Raw genomic sequence first — 17,211 nt, 5'->3', positions numbered from 1 at the left:
TTTGAAAGCGCAAACAATGTATGGGGAGGATGTGAGTAATATGATAATAAAGAAGCTGTTCTTAATCGTTTTGATGATAACGGTGATAATACCACTAAGCTTTTTTGGAAAAGAAACGGCTAGTGCGGATACCTTACCGTATAAAACGATCATTATCGATGACGGGAGCATCTCGATTGATGGTGTTGTGACCCCTGATGCGGATAACGTGAACAACGGATACTCGGCTCCGAATTGGACCACAAGTACAGGGGTGAAGGGCTATGATAATTCCAGTTCCAAATATACAAGTACAGCAGGCAGAACCATATCGTGGAATCCACGATTAGACGCAGGTACGGCGAGAATATCATTCTACAAGCTGGATTGGGCGGATAAAGCAGATAGTAATGTGAAAATCGAAATTGTTCATAATGGCACGACGGATGTTCAATTTATCGATCTGAGACCTTCATTCGGAGCGGCTGTGGGATGGGTTGATTTGGGAGAATACTATTTTTCCGGAATAGGTGAAGAATACGTAAAATTGACTCGGTCTACCAGCAGTACGAGCACGATTCTCACGCGTGCAGACGCGGTTAAGTTTGAAGGAAATATCCAGCAAAAAGAGCCTCATAAGACGATCATTATTGATAACGGAAGCATCACAACGGATGGTGTGGTTACCGTCGATGTGGAGAATAAGAATAACGGATACTCGGCTCCTTATTGGAGCACAAGTACGGGAGTGAAAGGGTACAACAATTCTAGTACCAACTATACAGATGCTGTGGGGAGAACGATCACATGGAATCCGCGATTGGAAGCAGGAACGGCGAAAATATCGTTCTACAAGCTGGATTGGGCGGATAAAGCAGATAGTAATGTGAAAATTGAAATTGTGCATAATGGGATTACGGATGTCATGTTTATGGATCTAAGACCCTCATCAGGCCCGGCTGCCGGCTGGGTTGATTTGGGGACCTATTATTTCAGTGGTGATGATACGGAGTTTGTCAGGCTGACACGAACACAACCTACGACCGGAAATATCATTACGCGGGCAGACGCGCTCAAGTTCGAAGGAAATATCCGGCAGCAAGCACCACCGTTGCCTCCGCTGCGCAGCCGCACATTGGCGAATCTCAGTTATACGGAGAAAGGCAGCATCGCAAATGCCAACTATAAGGCGACCTTCTATGAAGCGGCTTGGGATGGAGGCAAATCCATCGTTCGCGATCTGTTCTACAAGGACACGGATACGGGGAACTGGGTATCCATCAATAATGTGGAAGAAAGACTTGAAGAACAATGGGTCTTATTGGATGGAAATGCGGGAAGTCGAACCAACTACTACGATACGATGAATAAACGTTGGATTACATTCGACGGGGTTACTTTTCCAGATAGCCAGACTGCCATATTAACGGATTCCTTGCATAGCAGCGATTATGATTTGCAAGTAAATTGGTCGATGTCGGGGGAGAGACCCGATGTTTCCTTCGATTTTACACCTCGTCGGAATGGTAATTATGTTATTGGCTATCAATCTTTTACAACAGAGGTCGTCTCTGGCGTCAATGAAGTGTTAAATGGCTTCAGGGCGCATGCCAAAATGGTAGGTTCGGTTGAATCAACTAGTTTGAGGGAGCTAAGCGCTCCGATGAGTCTGATTGAGAAGAATGATGGAGCAGGGAACCCTTTGTCATATGGCGTATTTGTGCCATCTGAAGAGCTTCCGGTCGAATTTGAACCGACGGGAGGCATCTCCCAGCAGCGGCTTGGCATGAGTCTTGTCAACAATGAAGGGGGCGTGCAGCCGATCCTTTATGCGCCTCAACTAGGGACTTATTCACAGATGACCGCGGAAAGCACGTATCAGTTTCATATGGGGCTCATTGCTCAGCGAAGCAGTCTGTATGATGCCTACGAGGAGATTCTGCGCAGTGAATACGAGTATTCGGCATACCGGGAAAATGTCGCTGACCAGTCGCTGACGGACGCGATGTTCAATATGATTGATCTGCTCAAAATAGAGCCTGAGGGTGACGACTCTGTTAATTATGTTCCGTCTCCCAGCGGGTGGTGGAGCCGAGCCAAGGGCTTCATTGATATCGAGAACGAGGATAGCGTGAGAACAACATCGAATGCGGCTCTTCTGGGAGCTTATTATTTGACTGGGGATGACCAACTTTACGATACGAGGGCGTTGCCGTCCATACAGTATGGGGTATCACGTAATGGTATTGGTTGGTCGCCGACACAAAAGCCCGTATACAGCGTACCCTCGTTGTGGAAAATGGCAACCTTGCCGTTCGATGTTTCAAGTGTCGCCGCTGTCAATCAAATGCTGGGCACTTCGGCAGGAATTGGGGCGCTGGGGCAGGAAGAGTACCTTGTGCGAGATCCTGATCAGAAAGATCGGGGGCCTGTCATTCAACCCCTTATGATGTATCGCATGACAGGTGATGCGCAGTATTTGCAGGCAGCCAAGGATGCAGCCGACAGTTATATCGCTCAAAATATCGATACGCCTGCAACTGTGAATGTAAGTAAAAATGAGTTTATTTACTATTATAGCAAGCTGTGGATGGAGATCTTGGAGCTTTACGAGGAAACGAAAGATCCCAAATACTTGAATGCCGCATACAAGGAAGCCAAACAATACGCCACCATGTTCGTTGCTCGTCCAGTTCCTGAAGGCACTGTTACGATTCCGCAGCCGGAGACGTATAATTACGCGGAGTCGTTCCATTGGCCGGAAAGTGGTAAGTACGCATATCCTAGGAGCAAGCTCCCTGAAGATGTAGCCGGAGGCGTGCAAGCGGACAATTGGCTTGTTTCACCCAATGGGTTGACCTTTGAAGCGGGAAGTACAACCGGCTATTATCGGATGAATGCGCAGGAGGCGCCATTCATGCTGAGATTGTCGCTCTATACAGGCGATAAACTATTGCAGGATATCGCGCATAATGCGGTCATCGGGCGATATTCCAACTATCCTGGTTACTACTATAAGGGATTCGCCGTTAGTCAACTCCAACCGGATTTTCCTAAAGAAGGTCCAAGCGGAGCTACATCCATCTATTATCACCATATGCCGGCGCAGCTCGGTCAAACGATGGATTATTTGATCAGCGAACAATCGCTGAAATCGAATGGGAATATTACGTTCCCTTCCGTATTCGAAACGAATTTCTTATGGTTTAAGTATCACCTCTATGGAAATAAACCAGGTCAATTTTACGGCAATTCCAACGTGTGGCTTTGGATGCCCAAAGGAATTATTGAGACTAACCATCCGCAATTGAACTGGATAACGGGAGAAAGCGGCAATAAGTTCTACATCAGTTTAAGTAACGAATCGACCGTTGAGGTGCAGACTCCGATCGAATTGAATGCTCAAATGATCGGGTTCAACCCAGCACAAGATTATAACGTCACCATCATCCGTGATAACGGGACACCAGAGCAAGCGGTTATGCATGACGGAATTATTCAGGCTACGGTTTCAAGCAAGGGAATAACAGCCCTCATTGTAGAGGGAATGGACATTGATGTGCCGCTGCATCAGGTTAGAACGGCCGATACATCGGATGCAAGCTATTTCTTCGATGTTCACAGCCCAATCGATGCTGTTAAAGGCATGCTCATCGTCAAGCCTGACGAAACGTCCTACGATGCTTATGTGCAGGCCAAAACGACGAAGCCAGCAACGATCCATTACTCCTTGGACGGCGGGGCCACGTATACAACCGTTCCAGATACCATTTATCCGATGGAATGGTCGATACGGGTAAACGATTTATCCCAAACGTTCACTTATTATGTGGAATCAGACGGCAAACAGACACGCAAGCGGACGCTATATCTGCCTGATCATGTTGCAGTAACGCCAGTTCAACCGGAATGGCACGATGGATCAACCATCATTGTGGATAATACGGAAGCTGTGACAGAAGGCATCTGGATACGGGATACAACGGCTAATGACTATTATTATGATAACTATGTGTATGCCAAATCGACTGCGGGCACAGCTACAAGCACCATTGCCTGGCGGCCGGAGCTGCCGGAAACTGTCACTTATAGCGTGTATTACAAGCTTCCGCAAATAACAGCCACAAGCGAAAATTGGGCAACCAACGCCTCATTTACCGTTTATTACAGCGGGGGCTCCGAGACAGTTACCGTTGATGAGACAACGGCTAATGGGACGTGGGTATTCCTGGGAGCTTATCCTTTTGCAGCAGGGGATAGCGGGTATGTTGAATTAACCAATAAGGCCAACAAGTCACGGGTAGTTGCCGATGCCATGATGTGGGTGGATCCTAATCGGACGCTGCAATTGGAATCTGTGGCCATCAAATCAGATCGGAACGAATTGCAGATGACGCAAGAGGCTCAACTGAACGTAACTGGCCATTTGGACAACGGATTGATCGCTGATCTAACCCAGGCTAATGTGCAGTATTTCGTTGATAGAACCGATCTGGCTACAGTTGACAGCAGCGGTTTGTTGACTCTCCAAAACCTCGATGGAGTGACGGATCATATCGAAGTGTGGGCTTCGGTCACGATGGATGGAGTGACGTTAACAACACCGCATTTGACCATAGCGATCAGGGATCTGACGGTTATCGTCGACAGTACGAATACGGCTGGGTTATACACGACGGAAGGGTCTTGGAGTCAAAGTAATTTAGCTGGCTACAAAATTGGTGTTAAATCTCGTTACTCTACCGTTCAAGGATCATCGGCGACCTGGAAGGCTCAATTTCCTGAGGGGAGATATACGGTCTCTATCTACAAGATCGTCCATACAACGGCAAACGATAATCATGTTAAGGTGGAAGTGAAGCATCAATCTGTTACTGATGTCACGTATATCGATGCGACAGTCGGCTCGTCGGGGTGGGTTAATCTTGGAACGTTCGATTTTACAGGAGACGGCAGCGAGTATGTTCGTTTAGTCAGAGAGACTCCGACAACGGTAGATCCGCCAACCCTTCCTGCTGATATGATTTATACGAGGGCTGATGCAGTCAAGTTCGAACGCCAATCGTTTAGCTCAGCATTGCTTGCGAACAAAGCGCCGGCTAAACCGATACTATCGAATAACAATGTTGTTGCGACAGGCCTGCAGGATGGTAATTATGAGATTACAATGAATATGTGGTGGGGAGATAATGGATCACTGTATAAGTTGTACGAGAATGGCCAGCTGATCCAAACGAATCTACTAACCGATGCATCGCCAGCAGCCCAGACCTCCATTGTTCCTATTCAAGGTAAGCCAAACGGAACTTATGTGTATACCTGTGAGTTATCGAATGTGTATGGAACGACTTCATGTGATCCACACACTGTCACTGTGGTTGATGCGAATCCCGGCAAACCTGTGTTGTCCAGTGACAACTGGGATCAAGATGGGAACTATACCATTACTGCTAATATGTGGTGGGGTACGAACGCAGTAGCGTATCGATTATACGAAAATGGTGAACTTATTGATACGCAAGCTTTATCTTCACACACACCAAGTGCGCAATCAGCAATTACTCAAATTTCGGGCAAAGCTCCTGGCAACTATCAGTATCGTGGCGAGTTTATTAATGGAAGTGGCACAACGGTAAGTGATGTACTACAAATTATTGTAAAATAACCCGAAGAGCTGAGTGGATGAGTAACGATCCATTCGGCTCTTTACTTTCTATGGGCTTAGAAAAATATTGACAATTAGCACGCGAATGGTATTATATACCAGCAAATGTCGATTGTATGAATCGGGGAGGTATGAATTTGCAAGAACAACTGTCAACTGCGAACAAAATGGCATGGGAAACGAAAGCTTATCAGGCATGGGTTCATAATTATGGAACACCAGAAGAACTTGCAGAGAAACTGAAACTAGAACACAAGCATCATTTGCGTTACTGGCTGAAGTACATGGGCGATCCAGCAGGAAAGCGTGTTATTAACCTACTTGGCTCGCATGGTCGAAAGGCAATTTCTTTAGCATTGTTAGGCGCAGAAGTGACGGTGGTCGACATATCGGAAGAAAATCGGTTGTACGCGATGCAGGTTGCTTCTGCCACTGGTATCAAAATTGATTATATTTGCTCTGACGTATTGAATATTCCAAATGAAGAAACACTAGGCGAGTTTGATATCGTGTTGATGGAGTTTGGTGTGTTGCATTATTTTACAGACCTCAATGCTATCTTCAGCGTTGTTCGTCGTAGACTTGGGAAAAATGGTCGGTTTATTCTGACTGACTTTCATCCCTTCGCACGTGCATGGCTGAACACAAGTAATCTAACACAACCAACTGGAAACTACTTTGATGATCGTATTAAGGAAGGACAAGTGGCTTTTGCTAAGTTGCTGCCCGAGGAAGAGCGCTCTGAATTAGGCAAAGTATTAGTGCGAAGTTGGACAGTAGGTGAAATTATAACTGCGATCAGCGCAGCAGGACTATGTATACGAACATTTGAAGAGATCGCAAGTAAGGCAGATCCAAGATTTCCAGAGTTTTACACCCTAATTGCGGATAAATTGGAAGTGGAGTTGTCTCCATTATTTCCCTGACTTTGAAAGTTGTTAATTGGTAAAAAAGAGCGCCTCCGTATGATTGGTTTATCCCAGTCAAGGAGGCGCTCTTCGTATGGTCAGCGAATCGATTTTCGGAAATCGCCAGGTGTTAATCCTTCGTACCGTTTGAAAAAACGAATAAAGCTGTTCACATTGTTATAGCCGACACCTGTGGCAATTTCATGGATCGTTTGTTCCGATTCCTTGAGCAGCACTTTACTGACTTCCAAACGCTTGAGCGTTAAATATTCCAATATCGTCTTGCCGACCTCTTGCTTGAACATCCGGCTTAAATACGCATGGTTCAGATTTACCTGCTCAGCGATCATCTCGACGGATAGGTCCTGATGAAAGTGATGATCCATATAGGTTAAGACCGTATCGATATACGTATTCTTTTTGGGCTGCAGTTGCTGCAAGGATTCATGGATGCGCCGAACAATGCCGCAAGTCCATTCATGAATGGCATGAATCGTCTCTTTGGAAGCGAGCTCGCGAAACAAGTTGTGATTTTTGCCGAAAATAGCTTCCGTATTCACATTGAATTCTTGTAAATTGCGCAAAATATCTTCGATAATAAGGCTGTACGTACGAAAAATGACTTCTTCATTCAGCTTCGTCTTCGTTTTGATTTGAAGATAAAGCTCCTCCAGGCTGCCTAGTGCTTCGTCCAATTGCCCCGCTTTTAAGAAGTTATTCATGTGAGTGGCAAAATGAGGAGGCAAATAAAATTCGAAATCAGCCTCTTTGACCAAATCCTCATAGAATAAGACCGTGTTGATGCCGGCTACAATTTTGGCGCGAATCACTTCGGAGGCTTCTTTATAGGAATAATGGGTTTGCATAATCTGGGTATATGAATTGCCAATACCGATGGTGACTGAAATTTTCAACAGTTGATAAATCACTGTTTTGATCTGCTCTCCAAGCGCCGCAAGGTCTTGTTTCAACTCCTGCGGACTGCCGCTCGCATTCACCAGTAGAACCAATTGATTTTCATCGGATTCGGCCCCTAGGGAGATGTGACGCTCTGCGGCAATCTCATCGGCAATATTTATGATGGCATACTTGTATAAGTTTTGATCCATCACAGAATAGCTGTCTACAAGCAAGCTGAAATCGTCAATTTCGATGAGAAACGCCACATACTGCTCATATGGAAACTGTAGATGGAGATAGTCCAATTTGCCGTTGATTTCATGCATGCTGTTGAACTTATTATTAATCAAGGCAAGCAAAAAGCGCTCTCGCAGTACGGGGAGGTTCATCCGAAATTGCTGCTCCCAAGACTCGTTTTTGCTAAAGACGTGATCGAGGATATGAGAGATCGTATCCAATTCATTCTTCAGAGGCCGAGCTCCCTTTGCTGCATCGCCTTTTTTATTGTAGGGAAGCGTTTTATTAATTAACGACTGAATCGGACTGACCATTTTTCTGGACATAAAATAGGATAGAATAATACCGAGCACAACCAAGAGAACGCAAGTCACCCATGCTACGGTGCGAACATACGAAAGCTTGGAAAGCAAATAGTGCAGCGGTGTTTCGGTGAGGATGCTCCACTGATTATGAAGCGATTTATCATAGGTAATGAGATTTCGGCTGCCATCCTGTTTCATAATGCGGTAGCCGTTGACAGCTTGATCTTTGCCGCTCTCGACAAATAATTGCCTTACATACTCAGGATCCAGAGCTGCAGTGTTGGACGTAGAGACCACATTTCCAAGATTGTCCAAGATATAAGTAGCTGTATGGCGGTTACCTTCCATCTTCTGCAGCAAGTTGCTGAGCGCGAATTCATGGACATGCACGGCTAATAGTCCTTGAAATTCTTTGCGCTGAACGGGCACTTTTACGACATAGGTCACAATTTTATTCAAATCGATTTCGTTGCCTTGTCTGGAGCTCAGCCAAATGCCGGAGGAGCCCGAGGTCATTCCTTCTTTAATCCAAATATCCTTTTGGGATTCCGTATATGTTCGCGTGTATCCGTCTGAAGCGATAATTAAATTTGCGTCTTTGGCGTAAAAATCGATGGACTGAATGGCTTCATTCGCCGATGCGGCTGTTTTCAGAATATCTCGCGTTTCATTTAAAAGAAACGAATTTGCCGAGTCGTTCAAAAAGCTGGCGATGCGACCATCCAGACCGATGCGGATGGCAATCGATTGCATTTCTACGATCATGTTCTCAATCGATCCTTTTTTTTGCTTGGAGGAATGGATGGTCGCTTGGCTTAATTCATCCTCCAGTGTGGAAACGGTGAAGTTATAGGAAGCATAGCTGAGCGCAACGATTGGCAGCAGGATGACAATTAGATAGGAAACAAAATAAGTCCAAAATACTTTGGGTAATCCTTGTACATACGTACGGAGATTGTTGAACGGCACCAGCGCCATCACCTGCTTCAATTTAAGTACTCCTATTATGCCATACTTGTTCGGAATACGTACGTTTTTTAGGAGGAAAGTCATGAATCGATGAGAGATGTCACGACTTCATGATGCCAAAAGTCACGATTTATGAGCTTTCATCTCGGATTGCAGATATACGAAAGAGCGGAACTCCTCAATAATTAAGATGTCTTCGGAACACACAAGCAAGCTTTAACCAAAAGGGAGGATATGTTAGATGAACATGAAAAAAACAGTATATGTAACCTTATCCGCGGTATTATTGACAGGCGCTCTTACCGCATGCGGAGCGAGCACAGAAAACGATACGCCTTCAAAAGCGTCCGCAACGTCAGGTGCGAAAGGCAGCGAACCGATCAAATTGACGTTTGCATCGTGGAGTATTAGTGAAGCTGCCACGAAAGGCGCTTTAGAAGAAATGGTCAAGAATTATGAAGCGAAGAACACGAACGTCAAGATAGAGTTCGTCGGCATTCCGTTTGCGGATATCAAGCAGCAGACGTTCGTTATGGCATCCACTGGCAATGCGCCGGATATTATTCAAACGTTCCCAGCGTGGTTTGGCTCCTACGCCGCTTCCGATATTATTACGCCGCTCGACGATCTGATGGGCAAAGCGTATGTCGACGATCTTATGCCGAGTTTCAAAGAGGATTTCTCTTATAACGGGAAGCTGATGGGCGTTCCTTGGGCGCCTACGCCTTATATTCTCTACTATAACAAGGAAATATTCAAAAAAGCTGGACTGCCGGATAAAGCCCCTGCAACGGTTGAAGAGCTATTGAAAGCCGCGAAAGCGATATCGAGCTTGAAAACGGACAGCGGTCAAAAAATTTACGGCTTCGGCGAGCCGACCGACAAGCTGGCGATTAACGGCGAGATCGCGATGAGGAACCTGTACAGTTTCGGGGGCTCCATCCTAGATAAAGAAGGCAAAGTAAATGCCAATACGCCAGAGATGGTCAATACGTTGAGCTATTACAAAGGATTGGTGAAGGATGGCATCGGCCCGTCTGGTGCGAAGCTGAAAGATTTGCGAAACCTGTTCTCCATCGGGCAGCTGGGCATGTATGTAGACGGCAACTACGGGAAAGCGGTATTCCGCAATTTGAGCGGCAAAGGCGCAGAGTTTGACAAAGTGTGGGGAGCGGCTCCAATTCCTGCAGGCGTATCCGGCAAAAGCGTATCCATCGGCGAAGCACACGGTCTTGTTGTTTCTGCTGATTCCAAGCATAAGCAAGCTGCTGCCGATTTCATTAAATATTTAACGGACAAAGAAGCGATTTCGATCTATCACCAGAAAAATGATGTGATTTCCGCTCGCAAATCTTTGAGCTCGATGTTCACTGAGAGCGATTTTGACAAGGTGCTTATGCAGCAAATGAATAATATTCAACCGCTGCCTAAAAATCACCCTGGCATGGAGCAAGCTTACATTGATATTGCTGATGCGTTGCTAAAAGTGTCGACGGATACAGCAACTCCAGAAAAAGCGGCTCAAGAACTGGATGCAAAGCTGAAAACATCTTTGAAATAACGAGAAACCTCCGGAAAGAGGGTCCCTGCAAAGGGATCTTCTCGAACGGAAGTTCGGATAGGAGTGGACAACAGATGAGAGGTAAAAGATTATCCGAGCTGGCGAAGGATCGCATGTTTCTCCTTGTCCTGATTTTGCCGGCGCTGGCTATGCTGCTCTTTACGATCGGCATTCCAATTGTAAAGTCCATTTATATGAGTTTTTTTAAAGTCTCACTGCTGAGTATGAAGCAGCAGCCATGGAACGATTTTGCCAATTATAAAGAAATTCTGCAGGACGGGGAATTTTTCTCCGCGCTGGGCGTCACTTTAACGTATGTCTTTTGCATTGTGAGCATTCAGTTTGTGCTGGGACTATTCTTGGCGCTGCTGCTGAACAGTTCCATTCGATTCAAGAAGTTTTTCCGTACGCTCATTCTCATTCCATGGATTGTACCGACGATCGTATCCGCATTGCTGTGGATGTGGCTGTTCCAACCGCAATACGGCTTGATCAATTACATCCTGCAGCAGCTGCATATCATTGACAAACCGCAGGAATGGTTAACGAATATGGATCTTGCTTTGCCTGCGGTGATCGTAACGGCACTTTGGCGCCAGCTGCCTTTCATGAGCACGATGCTGCTCGCGGGAATGCAAGGGATCTCCGAAGATATGTATGAAGCTGCTCGGATTGACGGCGCGAATCGTACACAAATTTTGCTTAACATTACACTGCCATTGCTAAAAAACAACATTAAAACGATTACGCTCATCTCTATTATCGAGAATTTCAAGATGTTCCCGCTCTTCTGGATCATGACGGGGGGAGGCCCGCTGAATAAGACGACGACGCTCGCCATTTACAGCTATAAAGCGGCTTTCGTGCAAATGAATTTGGGGAAAGGCGCAGCGATCGGCGCACTGTGGCTCATCATTATGATCCTAATTTCGGGACTCTACAATAAATTGTTCGCTCTAGGAGAAGACAAGCCAGGAAAGGGGAAGAATTATGCAAAGTCCAGCTCAGCCCAAAAACAGCAAGCTGTATAATATCGGCCAATACGCAGGTTTACTCGTCTTTGTGGCCTTTCTGATCTTCCCGCTTTACTGGATGTTCGTCACGTCATTCAAAGATAATTCCGTTCTGTTCAACATTCCGCCTGAATGGGTGCCATCCAAGCCTGTCCTTGAACATTACGTCAAGCTTTTCTCAGATAACTATTTTCTCATCTATTATCGCAACAGCTTATTTGTTAGCTTGTGCACGACACTGATTACGCTGCTCGTCGCCATGTTTGCGGGCTATGGATTTTCTAGATTTCATTTTAAATTTAAGAATGCCCTGATGTTCGCTATCCTGTCGACGCAGATGCTGCCGGTAGTCTCACTTCTGATCGCACTGTATTCGATGTATAAATCGTATGGGTTGCTGAATACCCATGCAGGGCTCGTTATTGCCTTGACGACAGCATCCTTACCATTCTCAATCTGGATGATCAAAGTCTTCTTTGACAACATTCCGCATTCACTCGAAGAAGCGGCAAAAATAGACGGCTGCAATCGGTTCGGCATTTTGTTTCGGATTATTTTTCCGCTGTCCAAGCCAGGTATATTCTCAGTAGGTATTTATACGTTTATTCTATCCTGGGATGATTTGCTATACTCCCTAACGCTCATTAATAAAGACAACTTACGCACATTGAATCCAGGGATTTCGGTTCGGTACATGGGCGAGGTGGCCTATGACTGGGCGAACATCATGACCGTATGTGTGACCGCAACGATACCGATTGTGATTTTATTTCTTTTCTTCCAGAAGTATATGGTGGCTGGATTGACGGCAGGGGCTGTCAAAGAATAAGTGATCTGTTCGGAGAGCTACGATTATGTATAACGGAAATGGCAGGATGTTAGCCTATCGCAAATTAATCTATAAAGCTTTTCGGATAAGGGCTGTCCCTGGCAAATCTGCCATTGGGGCGGCCCTTTCCTTTACAAAACCATGACAATCCCACTCTCTTTCAATATGGCAAACTCCTGCATGATAAAGAGTTGAATCAATATAGTGGAACCCTGAAATAAAATTTTGAAAGCTGGGTTTGGACTTATTGTTTCCTCTATAGTACATAATTATTTAGGGTAACATAAAATAAACGAACTACTAATCTCAAAGAGATCAATAGTTCGTCAAACGTTCTGTGATAACAATTATTTTGACTATTTAATCACGCGTCGTGCTGTCATGTAGTGAGAATTCCAGTAGGAGTTAATCGTAGTGATTTTCACACCGCCAGCACCATAAGTGTTTAACATTTTGTTATTTCCAATGTAAACGCCTACATGACCGACTCCTGATCTGCCAGGGACAGAGAAGAATAGCAGGTCGCCTTTCTTCCAATTCTTTTTCGAAACATAACTACCGACTTTAGATTGCTGAGCAGCTGTCCGCGGTAGGCTAATGCCGTATTTTCCGAAAATGTATTTCGTTAATGTCGAACAGTCGAAGTTGCGCGTTTGTCCAACTTTAGCACCGAATTTATATGGCGTGCCCAGATATCTTTTACCTAATGAGATAATGCTATTAGCTTTCGTTGTTGAGGTTATTGAAGCAGTAGCAGCTTGAGTAGGCTTTGGACTACTGATTACCCCTCCTGAGATCGCAACGGTTGCTCCAATTGCCATAATTGCCAAGCGTTTGCTCCATTTATGATGTAATTTCATAGTTATTGTCCTCCTCCTTGTTTTTGAGCGCTGTTTTCTTAGCTGAGCCTAGTATAGCAGACTGGAAGTCTCCTATAATTTGCTAGAAGCAGAGAAAACCGTGAGTTTGGAGGGGATAAGCCCACTTTATTAGAAAACCATGAGAATCTTCTTTGAAAATTATTCTTGACTAGCTTAGATCAACAAAAAGCTTGATCTATCCATGTTTTGAACCATTATTATCGGTATGGTACGCGAATTGGTTCGGATCATTTCAGTAGATAAAGTTACTGCTGGGTGTACAAGCATATGATAATTTTTCTAAATTATTGGGTAAAAAGATATCAAACACATACACATGATTTCTGCTTTATGTATACTCCGAAGGGAAAGATGAAGATGGATACCAATCTGTATGTAAGTATCGGTGTCAAGCTTACAGTCGCTTTAATAGGTCTTTTGATCATGACTAGACTGCTGGGAAAAAAAGAGATCTCCCAATTGACAGCTTTTGATTTCGTTTCCTCTTTAATGCTCAGTGAACTGGTCGGCAATACGATTTATGATAATGAAATTCATTTGAGTCATCTACTTTTTGCTCTGGTAATCTGGACGCTTCTAGCGTGGGGGTTGGAAAAGTTTATCGCACGATTCCCCAGATTGTCCCGCTATGCCGCGGGAACACCAGACCTAATTATCCGAAACGGCGTGGTTGATTTCAAGGCAATGAAGCGCTACAATCTCGATTTCGCCCAATTGGGGATGCTGCTTCGGGAGAGACCGGGTTTGGGTGGATCAGCTTTTGCAACTTAGCGGAATTCCGCATCATGAGCACGTCCTTTTCGCGGAATGGTCGGATTCTAGAGGTTTATATTATCAGCTTAAGGAAGTAAAAAAAGCTTAGACAACAAAATTGGTTGAGACGTTTTTTGATGAATTCGTCAATTAAATCGAACAACAAAGATTGGGAATCCAATGAGCAGGTCATGATTGTGCGCTTCGTGCGGATTAAGCACAATTCCCTAATGATGATAAGTTAGTGAACTTATTGAAGAATTTATGTAGAATAGCGAGATGTTCCGTGAGATAAGGCCGCGACATGACGTTCAGGTCGTTACAGATTACCACAAGCGGTGGTACGATCCTCGTATTGGAGATGGAGTTTTGAACAACAAAAAACAACAACACAACAAACAAATGTAAACCATCGATGATACATACACTACTAACGAAAAAGTATCGGGTGACAAATAAGTTTTGAAGTGACAAATAATGTTCCTCGGAAATTGCAGACGAATTGAACATTGAACATCTCAGCGAAGACATTGAGCAACTGGATGAGCAAATATCGTCAATTTCCAGATGAACCCTTCGTAGAAAGCGGCCCCCCAACCACCCACGTGCGCTGCAGCAGGACCTGGTTTTTGGTTCCTCTTTCTTTTACTAACTTTACATGGTCGGCTCCTATGTCGATTCGGATATTGGCACCTGAAATCGGCATTGCGGAATGGGTTGAGCCAGGCTGCAACTTCGCAGTCTGTGGGGCAAGCGCTTTGTAAAGCGAGCATTGGATTACAGAAAGTACGAACTGTTTCAACTCCTTTAGAGAAGACACCGGCGCTTACTTCAATAAACCACTCATCCTATCAGCGAAAATCAAAGCGCACGTGAGTCAAGCAAGGGACATCTCCCCCAACGGGGGTGTTTCTTCTTTTCCAAGATAGCTCTCGGGACAAAAGTATGGCACAATAAAATTCGGGAATATGCACAAAAAAAGAGGGGGTCACGGAATATGAAGCCGATGGTCATCAGATTTTTCATCCCATATGCGATTTTCTTGCTATTCGCTTTGTTCATCGGATGGTTCATGCATGAGCAGACGTTGTCTGTGGTCGAGACGCAAATGAAAGATGCGAATATGATGGTGCTTGATCAAGGAAAAGAAATTCTTGACCTGCGACTAGACGAGGTTGCCTCCATTGTGCGTCAACTGGAACTAGATCCGAAGGTGGCTCAGTTTCTGACGGTGGAGCGCCCGCTTGAAGGGACGAACACGTACCGAATTGTTGAGATGCACAAGCATTTGTACGAGCATGGGCTTACGAATAAATTCATCACCAACTATTATTTATTATTCCGCCGCAGCAACATGGTCATTAACCGTACGATGGCAGAGCAGCTGCCTGCTTTCTATGAGTATCGTTATTCAGTTGCCGATAAGACCTATGAGCAGTGGTATTCGGAGATATTCGACAAGTTTCGCCAGTTCACTGTGCTGCCAGCATCGCCAATGCTGCTTGATGGCAAGCCGCACACAATGCTAACGTACATTCATTCGATGGGATTGCCGCCGGTTTCATCCGGCGTCATTGCGGTCTCTATCGATAACAGGGAAGTGCAGACTCTGCTGGAAGGGCTGGATTTGTCCACTGATGGCTGGGCCTATATTGCGGATAAGGATGGAAGGCTTATCAGTTACGTAACGAAAGGATCGGATGTGATTCCCGAGATCGTCAAACTGGACGGCGACAAGGGGGTGCTCAAGATGGGGATCGGTTCGAAGGAGATGATGGTGACGTACACGACCTCCACCTACAACGGCTGGAAGTATGTAACTGTCCAGCCGACGCATATTGTTCTAGAAAAAGTGAACTACGTGAAACGGATTACGCTCTTTATAGCGATCGGATCGCTTTTTCTGGGCATTGGACTTGCTATCGTGCTGGCTTACCGGAATTGGCGGCCAGTCGGTCGTCTCGTTACGAATAATGAGCAATTGCAGCAAAAGCTCAAGGACCAAATGCCGTTCCTGCGGCATGCTTTCTTCGAACGGTTGCTCAAGGGTGAATTTGCCTCAGATAGTGAGATTGAGCTTCTGATGGAGCATTTGGGAATCCGGATGGAAGGTAACGGGTTCGTCGTAGTGTTGCTCCATCTGCGTGACCATGATAATGAGGAAGTGCTGAGCACGGATATGCTGCTTCAGCGTGAGCTGCATCGGCTGCTATTGCGGGAGTACTTCTCCACAAGCACGGAGATTGAAGTCTACCTACATGATGTGGAGTCTAGTAAGCTTGCTGCCATCATTGGTGGAACATTCTCGAGTCAGGAAGTGCGCATTGACTTCATTCGAGAGCTGTTGGAGGAGACAAAGGAGGAGATGGGCCAGCTCCATGGTATGCATCCTGTTTTTGCCATAGGAAGCGTGCAGCCTTCGTACAAAGGCATTGCCCGATCGTATGAGGAGGCGAAATACGCGCTGAATTATAACATTTGGCATCGGGGCAAGGACACAGTCTGGTTCGAACAGTTGCCTAAGGAGTCTCATAAGTATTATTTCCCAACAGATACCGAGCAGCGACTGATGAATGTGGTGAGGGCAGGAGAAACAGAGCAGCTGCAGCAGATGATGGAAGAGCTGTTCGATGAAAATTTTGTCCATAGGACGTTATCGTTGCAAATGCTGCAGCTCTTTATAGCCAATCTCATTGGAAATATGCTTAAGCTGTCGGAGCAGCTCCTAACGACGGACCTTGGCGAGGCTATTCCTGTACTAGCGAAGCAAGCCGACTCGCTGGAGGGCGCCAGAGCTGTGTATCACCAGCTGACAGAAATTCTCTTGGCCATCACGGATGCTGGCAGACAGCGCAAAAAGAGCGGGAATATCGAGCTGGTTCATCAACTTGTAACTTACTTGCAGGATAGCTATTCCAATCCGGATTTATCGTTGTCGGCCGTTGCCGATTACTTTCAGCTCTCGGAGACGTATTTGTCAAGAATATTCAAGGAGCATACAGGACATGCCTTCTCAGATTATTTGGAGGAGCTGCGGATGAAACGGGCCGGAGAGCTGCTCCAGGATACGGACTTACCGGTAAGCGTGATCGTTAAGGAGGTCGGATACCAGTCCTCCAATACGTTTGGACGGGCCTTCAAGCGGGTATACGGTGTCAGCGCCACTTCCTTCCGCAGCGCCGGAAAGCCTTGACACAACAGGGTTTATTGT

At 45.6% G+C, this 17,211-nt stretch carries 10 protein-coding genes; 7 read left to right on the top strand and 3 right to left on the bottom strand.

Going from position 1 to position 17,211, the window contains the following annotated elements:
- Position 1 precedes the first annotated feature (1 nt).
- Positions 2-5,644 carry a hypothetical protein gene (locus tag ASG89_RS29660; RefSeq protein WP_057314958.1) on the top strand — a complete coding sequence of 1,881 codons (5,643 nt, stop codon included), beginning with the start codon at positions 2-4 and terminating at the stop codon, positions 5,642-5,644.
- 137 nt (positions 5,645-5,781) lie between these two features.
- Positions 5,782-6,570 carry a class I SAM-dependent methyltransferase gene (locus tag ASG89_RS29655; RefSeq protein WP_057314957.1) on the top strand — a complete coding sequence of 263 codons (789 nt, stop codon included), beginning with the start codon at positions 5,782-5,784 and terminating at the stop codon, positions 6,568-6,570.
- 80 nt (positions 6,571-6,650) lie between these two features.
- On the opposite strand, the gene ASG89_RS29650 is transcribed toward ASG89_RS29655, so the two are convergent.
- The gene (locus ASG89_RS29650; RefSeq protein ID WP_235549990.1) at positions 6,651-8,975 is read right to left on the bottom strand and encodes a helix-turn-helix domain-containing protein; all 2,325 of its coding nucleotides are present in this window, start codon (positions 8,973-8,975) and stop codon (positions 6,651-6,653) included.
- A 229-nt stretch (positions 8,976-9,204) separates the two neighbouring features.
- On the opposite strand from ASG89_RS29650, the gene ASG89_RS29645 reads away from it, so the two are divergent.
- The 3 genes from ASG89_RS29645 (at position 9,205) to ASG89_RS29635 (ending at position 12,366) form a co-directional block, all read left to right on the top strand.
- On the top strand, positions 9,205-10,524 hold the full coding sequence (locus ASG89_RS29645; protein ID WP_057314955.1) for an ABC transporter substrate-binding protein: 1,320 nt from the start codon (positions 9,205-9,207) through the stop codon (positions 10,522-10,524).
- Between the two features lie 74 nt (positions 10,525-10,598).
- On the top strand, positions 10,599-11,555 hold the full coding sequence (locus tag ASG89_RS29640) for a carbohydrate ABC transporter permease (protein WP_057314954.1): 957 nt from the start codon (positions 10,599-10,601) through the stop codon (positions 11,553-11,555).
- Positions 11,515-12,366, top strand: coding sequence for a carbohydrate ABC transporter permease (locus ASG89_RS29635; protein WP_057314953.1), 852 nt, complete (start codon positions 11,515-11,517; stop codon positions 12,364-12,366). The genes ASG89_RS29640 and ASG89_RS29635 overlap by 41 nt, the downstream gene beginning before the upstream one ends.
- A 356-nt stretch (positions 12,367-12,722) precedes the next feature.
- On the opposite strand, the gene ASG89_RS29630 is transcribed toward ASG89_RS29635, so the two are convergent.
- Complete coding sequence (locus tag ASG89_RS29630; RefSeq protein ID WP_057314952.1) at positions 12,723-13,226, bottom strand: C40 family peptidase; 504 nt, start codon at positions 13,224-13,226, stop codon at positions 12,723-12,725.
- Positions 13,227-13,604: 378 nt separating this feature from the next.
- On the opposite strand from ASG89_RS29630, the gene ASG89_RS29625 reads away from it, so the two are divergent.
- Positions 13,605-14,018 (top strand): DUF421 domain-containing protein, encoded by a 414-nt coding sequence (locus tag ASG89_RS29625; RefSeq protein ID WP_235549977.1) that lies wholly within the window; start codon positions 13,605-13,607, stop codon positions 14,016-14,018.
- A gap of 538 nt (positions 14,019-14,556) precedes the next feature.
- On the opposite strand, the gene ASG89_RS36820 is transcribed toward ASG89_RS29625, so the two are convergent.
- Positions 14,557-14,802: a hypothetical protein gene (locus ASG89_RS36820; protein ID WP_235549976.1), complete on the bottom strand. Its 246-nt coding sequence runs from the start codon at positions 14,800-14,802 to the stop codon at positions 14,557-14,559.
- Between the two features lie 195 nt (positions 14,803-14,997).
- On the opposite strand from ASG89_RS36820, the gene ASG89_RS29620 reads away from it, so the two are divergent.
- Positions 14,998-17,193: a helix-turn-helix domain-containing protein gene (locus ASG89_RS29620; protein ID WP_057314950.1), complete on the top strand. Its 2,196-nt coding sequence runs from the start codon at positions 14,998-15,000 to the stop codon at positions 17,191-17,193.
- Positions 17,194-17,211: the final 18 nt, after the last annotated feature.

Origin of the sequence: Paenibacillus sp. Soil766 (assembly GCF_001428105.1) — a bacterium.
Lineage (GTDB): Bacteria > Bacillota > Bacilli > Paenibacillales > NBRC-103111 > Paenibacillus_E.
Note: the sequence above shows the minus strand (reverse complement) of the source record. Positions and strands in the feature narration are given on the sequence as shown.